Annotated in this window: 10 protein-coding genes; 5 read left to right on the forward strand and 5 right to left on the reverse strand. The window is 29.6% G+C overall.

Annotated features, from left to right (window positions below):
* Positions 1–12: 12 nt before the first annotated feature.
* On the reverse strand, positions 13–792 hold the full coding sequence (locus EG57_RS0212270; protein ID WP_032077503.1) for a short-chain-enoyl-CoA hydratase: 780 nt from the start codon (positions 790–792) through the stop codon (positions 13–15).
* A 437-nt stretch (positions 793–1229) separates the two neighbouring features.
* Between EG57_RS0212270 and EG57_RS0212275 the strand changes: the two genes are divergently transcribed.
* Entirely contained in the window at positions 1230–3251 is a 2022-nt protein-coding gene (locus EG57_RS0212275; RefSeq protein WP_032077504.1) for a methyl-accepting chemotaxis protein, read from the forward strand.
* Between the two features lie 120 nt (positions 3252–3371).
* Here EG57_RS0212275 and ahbA read toward each other — a convergent pair whose 3' ends face one another.
* From ahbA to nirJ1, 3 genes are all read right to left on the reverse strand, one after another.
* Entirely contained in the window at positions 3372–3830 is a 459-nt protein-coding gene (ahbA, locus tag EG57_RS0212280) for a siroheme decarboxylase subunit alpha (RefSeq protein WP_032077505.1), read from the reverse strand.
* 83 nt (positions 3831–3913) lie between these two features.
* Positions 3914–4900: a putative heme d1 biosynthesis radical SAM protein NirJ2 gene (nirJ2, locus tag EG57_RS0212285; protein WP_200880559.1), complete on the reverse strand. Its 987-nt coding sequence runs from the start codon at positions 4898–4900 to the stop codon at positions 3914–3916.
* A 45-nt stretch (positions 4901–4945) separates the two neighbouring features.
* Positions 4946–6130, reverse strand: coding sequence for a putative heme d1 biosynthesis radical SAM protein NirJ1 (gene nirJ1, locus EG57_RS0212290; protein WP_032077507.1), 1185 nt, complete (start codon positions 6128–6130; stop codon positions 4946–4948).
* A gap of 249 nt (positions 6131–6379) precedes the next feature.
* Between nirJ1 and EG57_RS0212295 the strand changes: the two genes are divergently transcribed.
* The 4 genes from EG57_RS0212295 (at position 6380) to EG57_RS0212310 (ending at position 9787) form a co-directional block, all read left to right on the forward strand.
* Positions 6380–6799, forward strand: coding sequence for a HutP family protein (locus EG57_RS0212295; protein ID WP_032077508.1), 420 nt, complete (start codon positions 6380–6382; stop codon positions 6797–6799).
* Between the two features lie 309 nt (positions 6800–7108).
* Positions 7109–8116, forward strand: coding sequence for an ABC transporter substrate-binding protein (locus EG57_RS0212300; protein ID WP_032077509.1), 1008 nt, complete (start codon positions 7109–7111; stop codon positions 8114–8116).
* The gene (locus EG57_RS0212305) at positions 8116–9030 is read left to right on the forward strand and encodes an ABC transporter permease (protein WP_032077510.1); all 915 of its coding nucleotides are present in this window, start codon (positions 8116–8118) and stop codon (positions 9028–9030) included. Before EG57_RS0212300 ends, EG57_RS0212305 begins: the two co-directional genes overlap by 1 nt.
* The gene (locus tag EG57_RS0212310; protein ID WP_032077511.1) at positions 8993–9787 is read left to right on the forward strand and encodes an ABC transporter ATP-binding protein; all 795 of its coding nucleotides are present in this window, start codon (positions 8993–8995) and stop codon (positions 9785–9787) included. The genes EG57_RS0212305 and EG57_RS0212310 overlap by 38 nt, the downstream gene beginning before the upstream one ends.
* Before the next feature lie 204 nt (positions 9788–9991).
* On the opposite strand, the gene EG57_RS0212315 is transcribed toward EG57_RS0212310, so the two are convergent.
* Entirely contained in the window at positions 9992–11743 is a 1752-nt protein-coding gene (locus EG57_RS0212315; protein WP_032077512.1) for a discoidin domain-containing protein, read from the reverse strand.
* Between the last annotated feature and the right edge of the window lie 13 nt (positions 11744–11756).

Genomic DNA, 11756 nt, shown 5'->3' on the forward strand with positions numbered 1-11756 from the left:
TTGTATGTTTACTTATTTATTCTTAAAATTTGCTTTTCGTTTTTCTAAAAATGCTAACATACCTTCCTTTTGATCCTCTGTTGCAAAACATAAACCAAATAAATCCTTCTCAATTGACATTCCTGTCTCTATATCACTTTCAATTCCTCTATTTATAGATGTTTTTGAATACCTTACTGCTAATTGAGCTTTTGAAACAATATTTTCTGCTAAACTTATAGCTTCAAGCATTAAATGATCATGTTCTACAACTTTATTTACTAAACCTAACTTTTCTGCTTCAACAGCATTAATTAAATTACTAGTGAATATTAATTCTTTAGCTTTTCCTATTCCAATAAGCCGTGAAAGTCTTTGAGTTCCAGCAAAACCGGGAATAATTCCAAGTCCAACTTCTGGTTGTCCGAATTTTGCCTTTTCTGAAGCTATTCGTATATCACAACTCATAGCCAATTCACAACCACCACCAAGTGCAAATCCATTAACAGCTGCAATGATCGGCTTTTCCATAAGTTCTATTTTCCTAAATACTTTTAAACCCAATTCTGCAAATTTTCTACTTTCTTCTGGCGTCTTGTCTTTCATTTCTAATATATCTGCACCAGCTACAAAAGCTTTTCCATAACCAGTTATTATTACTACGTAGATGTCTTTATCTTCCTCAATTTCATTTAATACCTTATCAAGTTCATTTAATACATTACTGTTTAAAGCATTAAGCACACGAGGTCTATTAAAACTCAAAGTAGCAATATGACCTTGTTTTTCTAAAACAACGTTTTCATACCCCATTTTATCCCTCCTCACTTAAATTATTAGCAAGAAGCATACCAAACACACTTATTTTTTTATAACCTTTAAAACTCATATTATTACAACCATAATTCTTCTTTAAACGATAATTTTTACTGTATAATATTTTTACACTTTTTCTTCAATTGAGCTTTATTCTTATAATATGGTCAAATATAGATTGTTTATATATTTTACATGTATATAATTTTTACACTTTTTATAATTATTTTTTAACTAAGTTAAATTATTTTCTATTAAACACATTATATTGTATTTAAAATTTTGAAAATTAATTGAGTAACTATATACAAATATATAAATTGATAGTATTATACGTAATATAGGAATAATTTTCCCTTCTCAAATTTCATACACAATATTCCCCAATAAAATATAAATCCTATATTAAAATAATGATGAAAAGAGGAATGTTGATGACTATACAAAAAAAATTACCATTGTTTTTAGCTATACTAGTAACAATTTCTTTGATTGTTACCAGTCTATTTGTTTATTTTTTCACTTCAAAGATGCTAAAAAATGAAGCTCTAAACAAAGTTTCAATTAATTGTAACTTAGGCACTGACGATATCAATTCACTTATAATTTCTGAAAAAAAAGAAGTTGAACTGTTATCACAGCAAAAGGATATAGTAGATATATCTAAAATTAGAAAATCAAATTCAGACGATTCTTTTTTTTCTACTTATATAAATCATAAGTCATTTACAATTTTAAAAAATAGAGCTAGCACATTAAAAGATCATGAACATTTATTTGTACTAGATTTAAATGGTGAAATATTTGCTGATAGTAATACCTCATCACTAAAATTAGATTTAAAAAGCAGAAAATATTTTCAAGATGCGCTAAAAGGCAAAGCATCTATAAGTGATACTATAATATCTAAAGCTAATGGAAAAAGTATTATTGTTTTCGTTTATCCTGTTAAAGACGATTTTGGAAACGTTATCGCCGTTATGGCAAACTCAGTATATACAGATTATTTCACAAATAAACTCAAAAATATAAAAATAGGCAATACAGGATATGCATATTTAGTAGATAAATCTGGATTAATGTTATCTCATCCACTAAAAGAAAAAATAAATAAAAAAATAGAGAATTCTAAAATTCTACAAGTTGTATCAAGAATTAATAAAGGCGAAACAATTAAATTAGATACTGGATGCTACAATATCAATGGCATAACAGAAATTATGTCTTATAATGTGGTTCCAGAAGTAGATTGGGTATTTGCCGTAACACAAAGTGCCACTGAAGCAAATTCAGCAGCAAATCTATTACTCAAAATTATATTGGCTGCCACTGCTGTATCCGCAATAATATCTATTTTTTTAGGCTATGTTGCCTCAAAAAAAATTACTCTACCTATAAATGAATTAATGGGTTTAATGGATAAAGCAGCAAATGGTGATATAACTGTAATTTCACATTTTCATTCTAAAGATGAATTGGGAAATCTCAGTGCTAACTTTAATAAAATGATAAGTAATATAAAATCACTAATTATAGATATTGATGAAGCAATTTTAATTGTAATGAACGGTGCGGAGCTATTAACTAAAGCTTCAAAAGAAAATGTTGAATCAATTTCTCAAGTATCCTTTGAAATAGAAAATATAGCAAAAGGAGCTAACTATCAAGCAAAAGAAACTGATTGTACTTACAATTTATTTGAAAAATTTGGTGAATTAATTGACACTGCTTCAATAATGAATTTAAAAATAAATGAATATTCTTCCTCCATAAAAGAATCCAATAGTAATGGCAAAGCCATTGTCAAAGATTTACAAGAAAAAAATAATGCTCAAAGCAAACTTAGTAATAACTTAACTTATGCAATTGAAAATTTAGATAAAAAATCTTTGAATATTAAAGATATAACACATACTATATCTGATATAGCAGAACAAACAAATTTACTTTCACTTAATGCAGCAATCGAAGCTGCTAAATCTGGTAAACAAGGAAATGGTTTTGCAGTTGTTGCAGATGAAATAAAAAAATTAGCAAATCAATCAAAAAGTGCAGCTGAAGAAATATCACTTATAATTGGAGAAATACAAAACAAAATGCATTATTCTGTAAACACAGCTAAAAGTGTAGAACTTGCTATTGATAAACAAACAATTGCTGTATCAAATACTGAAAAAGCCTTTGATACTATATCTGAAAAAATATGTAATATAGCAAGCAAAATTGACGAATCTAGTAAATTGTTTTCTGAACTTAAAAACAATAAAAATGTAATGCTTAATTCAGTTCAAAATATATCATCCATTTGTGAAAAAACAGCAGCTTCATCAGAAGAAGTGTCAGCTTCCACAGAACAACAAACTGCTTCCATGGAATCTATATCTGTAGAATCCGAAAATTTAAAAAATCAAATTATTAAATTAAAAGAAGCTTCTAAGTTGTTTAAAATACGCTAATATATAATAAAGTAATTTTTAGACTAATGATAACGATTATATAAATTATGGGACTGTCGCATTAAAAATAAATACAACATATTGTATTTAAATTTCTTAATGTGACAGTCCCATTACATTCTAAACATTGTTTATAACATCTAAAGACACTTTAACTTTAAATACCTTACTTGAAGGTAAATTTAATATGTCTTCAATTGAAGTTTTTTTCTTAATGTTCTCTATAATTTCAATAATTCTATGTTCTGATGGAGCAATAATAGTAAACCACATATTGTACTCATCATTCCTTATATAATTATGAGTTATTTCATCATAACTATTAACTATTTTTGCTGTATAGTCTATACTTTTTTCAGGAACCTTCATAGCACATAAAGTACTAAAGTAGCCTAAATTTTTCGAATCAAAAATTCCTCCAAGTCTTCTTATATATCCTTGTGATTTTAGCTTTTCTATTCTACTTATAATTTCTTCTTCTGAAACACCTAACTTTTTACCTAATATTAAAAAAGGCCTATATTTTACTGGTAATCCTTCTTGTAACAAATTCAATAATCGTTTGTCTACGTTATCCATATATCCACCTCTTGTAATTAGGCATCTGAAATAATTAGTCCAGATGCAACGAATATTTTTCAAGATGCCCTAAATAAATTCAGCTATGATTTACTTAATATGCATGAATTTTCTCCCGACATATAGTCTCCATTATTATAATGTGCAGCTCTAGCTCTACATCCCCCACAACTTTCCTTATAGGAGCATTGTCCACAACTTCCTTTATAATCCAAAGATCTTAAATTTTTAAATATATTGCTCTCATTCCAAATATCATTAAAAGCTTTTTCTTTCACATTACCCGCTGTTTCCATTAAATAAGCACAAGGTTGAACATTTCCCTTTGGACTCACTATGCAATAGCTTATACCTGCCAAACATCCTCTTTTAAATCTAGTTTTAACTCCTAAACTTTCAGCAATTTTCACAAATTGAGGTGCACAGGTAGGTTTTAATTCAATATTTACTTCTTGCTGTTTTTTCATTATATTTTCCAACATTATCTTATATTCTTTATTATCTAATGCTTGTTCTTCTATTTCATTTCCTCTTCCTGTAGGTACTAAAAAGAAAATATGATGAGCTGATGCTCCTATTTTAACTGTAAAATCTGTAATATCTAATATTTCTTCCTTATTCCATTTCATAACTGTAGTGTGTACTTGAAATTTAAGTCCAGCTTCCTTACAATTTTTCATTCCTTGTACTGTATTCTTCCATGCATTCTCATGACTTCTAAATTTATTATGCTTTTCTTCATCTAAACTGTCCAAACTTATACCTACTGACCTTGCTCCCGATTTCTTTAATTTTTCAGCAATTTCTAAAGTAATTAAGGTTCCATTACTTCCCAAAACCGGTATCAACCCCAAATCTGAAGCATATTGTATAAGTTGAAAAATATCATTTCTCATTAAAGGTTCTCCACCAGAAAAAATCATCATTCTAAATCCTGCTTTTGCAATTTGTTCTATAAGTTTTTTACCTTGTTCTGTGGTCAATTCTTCCTTATATTCTTTTCCAGAGTCTCTATAGCAGTGACTACAATACATATTGCATTTATTCGTAGTATTCCATGAAACAATCATCATGTCTAAGCACCTCCATTGTTTATAATATAAAAGAGTGAAATATTAAATTAACCTTACTCCTTCTTCTACTCCTATTTCCTTATTTGTAAGATAGCATGCAGGGTCAGAGGCCCAAAAATCTCCAGTTACAGCTTCTGCACGACTTCTAAAATTTCCATTACACATGTTTAACCATTTACAACTCTTGCAACGTCCTTTTAATAGAGATTTTCTGCTTCTCAAGCCATTTAAAATTGGATGATTGGCATTTTTCCAAACTTCACTAAACTTTTTATCTCTTACATTTCCAAAGGTATACTGCCAGGTAAATTGATCTGAATGAATATTTCCCTGGAAATCCACATTAGCAAAAGCCATTCCTGATCTATTTCCTCCATTAATTTTTATCAAATTTAAAATTCTATCTGCTATTTCAGGATATTTTTCCTTGGCTCTCATATATAGATAAACTGCATCTGCATGATTATCTACTGTCAATATTTCCACTTTGGTTCCGAATTCTAAAGCTTTTTTTATAATTAAATCCATAGCAGCTCTAGTTTCTTCTTTGCTAATATCATTTTTTATCATTCCAGTTCCTCTTCCTGAATAAACTAAATGATAAAAACAAACTCTTGGTATATTTTCTTCTTTTATCAATGTAAAAATGTCATTTAACTGATTATAATTATAATTATTTATAGTAAACCTTAATCCAACTTTTTGGCCTATATCAATACAATTTCTAATTCCATTTAATGCACTATCAAAAGCACCTTTGGTCCTTCTAAACTCATCATGCTTTATTCCAATACCATCTAAGCTTACTCCTACATATCCTACCTTTAATCTCTTCAAATCCTTACAAATATCCTTTTCCAAAAGTGTTCCATTAGTAGACAAAGTACTTCTTATGTTATTTTTTTTCGTATAATCTAATATTTGAAATATATCCTTTCTAAGTAAAGGTTCACCACCAGAAAATAATATTACTGGGACTTTAAATTCTCCTAGATCTTCAATAAGATTTTGTGCTTCTTTAAGACTTAATTCTCCTTCATATTGTTTGTTATCTGATTCTGCATAGCAATGCATACATTTTAAATTGCAAGTTTTTGTACAATTCCAAACAACAACAGGTCCTCTACCAGGACTCACCCCAAACTTTTCTTCAGCTGCTCCTTTTACATAACGAATGCTATCGCCAAAATTTTGTGAATTGCATAATAGCTTAGTTATACCAATCATTTTTCATTACCTCTCTTTTTAGACTATACCATTTATTAATTTTCTCATTACCATTACAATTTTTTCACAATCATCTATTTCTTTTAATTTTACCATTTTATCATGGAATAATATAGGCAAACTTCATACTACTAGTTAAAAATCAAAGCTTTGCCTTATGTACTTTAACCTGTAATTATGGTATACTTCATATAAAAATTGGTAAATTGATTTTAAAATTTAAATATAAAATTAGGAGGATTGATATCTATGGATCATAAAAGTACAATAGTAGCTAAAGCTTCTATAAAAATGGCTATATCATCAAGATCTAGCGAAGATAAGCTTGTGGAAGCTTTTAAAGAAAAAGGAATACTTGTTACTGCAGTAGATATAGGTGGTGATTTTTCCCAATTTACTACCAAAATAATTGAAAGAGCTCTAGTAGCTTCTAAAAGAAGTGGTCTTATAAAAGACTGCCATGTACATGATGGTGCTGTAGCTGGTGCCACTAAGGAAGCTTTATGTGAACTTGCACCTAAAGCTAACGGATTAAATGTAGGAGGGAAAATAGGTATAGCAAGATCAGGTGAACATTTAAGTGTATGTATATTTTTGAGTATAGGATTACTACATTTAAATGAAGTTACTATAGGTCTTGCACATCGATCTATACCAGATATATATTAACTGATTTTTTGTTTTCAAAAACCATTATCATTGTATTTTTTAAAATTATTTTGAATATTCTAATTTCAAAATAACTTATTGACATTTAAAAAGATTTAATATATGATTATTTTTAATAATCGTCTTTATAATTATTTACTAAGTTTTGTTACAAAATGTTTGTAACAAATTTAGTAATAAATTCATAGTATAAATAATATATTTTGTGGTATTTATTGTGGTATGGTAGTATTTTTGTTTAATAAAGCTATATTTAATTGTAAAATTAGCTTTTATTTTTATAACTTAATATTTTAGGAGGATGGTAGTATGGTAGCAAAAAAATTATTGTGTGCAACTTGCGCACTATTTCTAGGTGTCTCTGTTTTTACAGGGTGCTCTTCAAACAATAGTAAAAGTGAAAACAAATCTAATAAGATGGTAAACATTGGTATAAGTCAACTTGTAGAACATCCAGCTTTGGATTCAACTCGTAAGGGCTTTATAGATGCTCTTAGTTCTAAAGGTTATAAGGATGGAGATAAAATCAAAATTGATTTTCAAAATGCTCAAGGTGATATACCAACAGCTCAAACCATTGCAAGTAATTTCGTTTCAAACAAAAAAGATTTAATATTAGCAATAGCAACACCTGCAGCACAAGCAGCTTATAACAGTACAAAGGATATTCCTATACTTATAACTGCTGTAACTGATCCTGTGAATTCTGGACTTGTAAAGTCTATGGATAAGCCTGGCACAAATGTCACAGGAACCAGTGATGCATCGCCTATTGATAAACAATTTGAATTAATAAAAAAATTAGTACCTAATTGTAAAAAGATAGGTATATTATATAACACTAGTGAAGCAAATTCTGAATTTCAAGTAAAAGCAGCGAAGGAACAAGCATCAAAAATGAATTTAGAGATAGTTGCTGTGGGTATTACTAGCTCTAATGATATATCTCAAGCTTTAAATTCTTTACTCTCTAAAGTTGATGTTTTATATACACCAACAGATAATTTAGTGGCATCATCAATGTCTATTATTAGTTCAAAATGTATTGAAAAAAAGATACCTTTAATAGGTTCTGAAAAAGCTCATGTAGAAGCTGGTGCTCTTGCCACTGAAGGTATAGATTTCTACAAACTTGGTTTCCAAACAGGACTCATGGCAGTTGACATTATTAATGGAAAAAAACCTGCTGATATGCCTGTACAAACTTTAAAGGAAACAAAACTCACAATAAATGAAAATACAGCTCAAAAACTTGGTATCACTATTCCAGAAGATTTAAAATCAAAGGCAGAACTGGTTAAAGGTGGTGCTAAGTAATGGATGGGTTCATTATAAACATATTGGAACAAGGTTTTATATTTTCAATAATGGCTATTGGAGTTTATATAACTTATAAAATATTGGATTTTCCAGATCTATCAGTGGATGGAACCTTTGCTTTAGGGGCGGCAGTTACTGCCTCTTCCCTACTAAAAGGTATAAATCCTTTTACATCATTAATTTTAGCTTTTATAGTAGGTTGTCTAGCTGGAGGGGTTACGGGAATACTTCATGTTAAACTTAAAATAACTAACCTACTTTCAGGTATTTTAGTGATGATAGGTCTTTATTCTATAAATTTAAGAATAATGGGTAAAGCAAATATTCCATTATTCTCACAAAACACTATCTTTTCCAGCAGAATTTCTCCAGTAATTATAATTTTTATATTTGCTATTTTAACTAAAGTTGCATTGGATTTATTTTTAAAAACTAAACTTGGTTTTGTATTAAAGGCCACAGGAGATAACCCTCAAATGGTAACTTCTTTAGGTATCGATATAGGAACTATTAAAATAATAGGTCTTATGCTTTCAAATGGTTTGGTTGCAATATCAGGTTCTATGATGGCTCAATATCAGAGATTTTCTGATGTAGGTATGGGTACTGGAATTATAGTAATGGGTTTGGCTTCAGTTATACTTGGCGAATCTGTTTTTAAAAAAGCTCACTTTTTACTTCCAACAACCACTGCAATTTTAGGATCAATATTATACAAGGCTAGTTTATCTCTTGCTTTAAAATTAGGCTTACCTCCAACAGATTTAAAGCTTATAACCTGCATAATTGTTGTTATCGCTTTATCTTTAAATGGCAAAAAATTAAATTTAGGTTTTAAAGCTTTAAAAATTTTTACTCCAGGAGGTGTAAAAATTGCTTCAAATAAAAAATCTGCAAAAAGTTTTCAATAAAGATACAGTAAATGAAAAAACAGTATTTAAAAATTTAAACTTCCACATAAATAAGGGAGATTTTATCACTATTGTAGGAAGCAACGGAGCTGGTAAATCCTCACTTTTGAATTTAATATCTGGTTCATTGCTGCCAGATAGTGGTTCTATTAATTTAAATGGAATGGATATTTCCAGACTTCCTGAGCATAAAAGGACAAAATTTATTGGTAGAGTATTTCAAAATCCTGCTTTAGGTACTTCTCCCTCTATGACCATATTAGAAAATTTGTCTATGGCTTATAATAAAGGTAAAAAATTTGGTCTAAGCTCTGGTGTTTCTAAGAAAAATATAAGTTTTTTTAAAGAGATATTATCTAATCTTTCTTTAGGACTTGAAAATAATATAAATACAAAGGTTGGTTTATTATCTGGTGGTCAAAGGCAGGCTTTATCTTTGCTTATATCCAACATATCGAATCCTGATTTATTATTATTAGATGAGCATACTGCAGCCTTAGATCCAAAAACCTCGGAAACTATAATAGAATTAACTAAAAAAACTATAGCTGAAAAAAATATAACTACCCTTATGATAACACATAATTTAAATCACGCTATAGATATAGGAAATAGACTAATAATGCTTCACGGCGGAGAAATAATCTTAGATATAAGTGGTGAAGAAAAGAAATCTCTAACTATAACTAAACTTTTAGATTTGTTCAACAATAAAAAGTGTGAAGATTTTATAAGTGACGAATTAGCTCTTTCTTAAAACTTTTAAGGTCTACAAATCAATTAAAGAGTCTTCTGTTATTAAGTAGCATAAGACTCTTTAGCTTTAATATTTTTTATATCTTTAATTAGTTATAACAATAACTTTATCAGCTATATTACAAAGTTTTATTAATATAGAAATCATAAGTTATTATCATAAATTCATCTCCTATTTACAAAATAAAAAGACCCTTGATAGGATCTACTCATTACGTACAAATTTTAGTGTTTTATATTTGGTACCCTTAAATAGGCTCAAATAGTTTACTACATCATCCCAACCACCTCCTGATTGTTCAATAGTAGCATCTGTTAATGACTCTACCACATGTAATTCAGCTATTTTAGTGGGTGGTGTAGAGTAATTAGCTGGATTTATGTCAAAGATATTTGTGCCTTGTTGTAACATAAATTTAGTAACTGTGACTACTGAAGCACTAGTATCTTCCACAAGCATTACTGGTCTAAAGTTTCCATAGGATAATCGGGTATCATTCGTAGCAACAAAGCTAAAGAAATCTACCATTGAGTTTCCTCTTAAAACCCTATGAGTATTATTAGAGGTTGACCCACCTACTATAATACCATTAATGGGTGTTGTTGAAGTTAAGCTATATGCCCCACTCCAATGCCAAATATTATTATCTCCAGGTGTAATAGTTCCACCAAGGTTAGATTCTACTAATATTTTATCCCACTCATTGTCTTTATCTGTGGAGGATATGCCTCCTGTAAGACAACGAACTAATTTATCACTAAACTCAGAGGAATACAATTGGATACTATTTATTATTAATACATTTGCCCCATTATTTGCATGAAATAATATTTTATAGTACTTATATGCCTGTGTATTAATAAAATGGTATGTTCTAGTTTCTCCTAAAGTCCAATTTATCTCATTACTATAAGAAGCTAAATTCTTCCAAATAACACCATCCACACTAGCTAGAATATCAAAGCTTCTAGGTGCATATCTTATACCCCCACCAGTTGGAATATTAAAATACATAGACATATAGTCTATAATCTTTGGACTACCAAGATTAATGGTAATAAATTCTCCATCTATTGCATTACTTCTACCACTAGCATAAGATGTAGTAGGGTCATTATCAAAAGCTCTAAAAGCCTCATAGCCTGTCTGCCAGGATAAACATGACAATACCACTTCATTTGAGTTATCTGCAGTAAGTGTAGGTATCTTATAGCCACTATTTAAGTTACCCTCTATAAAACCAGCATTATTTAAATTATCCCATGAAATTCCAGTCTGTATATTTCTATCAGCAATAAATTTCTTTCTACCTTGTGAATCATAACCCACCATAATAAGATAGAACTTTCCATCAGGTGTTGCTGTTCCAGTTACAGGTATTTCTGCGGCTGTACAAGTTCCTAACTCTGAGAATGTTCCAACTTGCCCTGCTGTTAATGCTGTATATCTGCAAGGAATACAATCTCCAAGATTCTTTAGGTCAAAGAGACTGTTTACAGGGTTTAAAAGTCCTCCTTCAAAGAATTTAATTTTCCAATACCATAATTGATTACTAACTCTGGTGGCATCTATCTTATAGGCCTTATAACCCTTAGAATTACTAAAATCAAAATAATTAAGTTGAGATTGCCCATACCAGGAATATTGTCCAGTATATGAAGCAAGTTTAGTCCAAGTACCATCACTTCCATTAGTAGTATCATCACTTCCATATATTTTAAAATCAACAGGACAACAAGCATTAGCATAATATGTAGAAATTCCAACACGTGTTACTTGTTTTGGGGAATCAAAAACTAAACATATCCATGAAGGCTCTCCACAATAGGGTTCCCATGAACCAGCTCCAAATACTCGGTAGGCTACGTCTTGCCTAGGACTTATATTACTTGCAAATACCCTATATGGAGTTGGAGTTGTATAGCCAGTCATATAAGGTGTAATATCTTTATACATTAGATCTCATCTC

The sequence above is a fragment of the Clostridium drakei genome, from assembly GCF_000633595.2.
GTDB classification, from domain to species: Bacteria; Bacillota; Clostridia; order Clostridiales; family Clostridiaceae; genus Clostridium_AM; species Clostridium_AM drakei.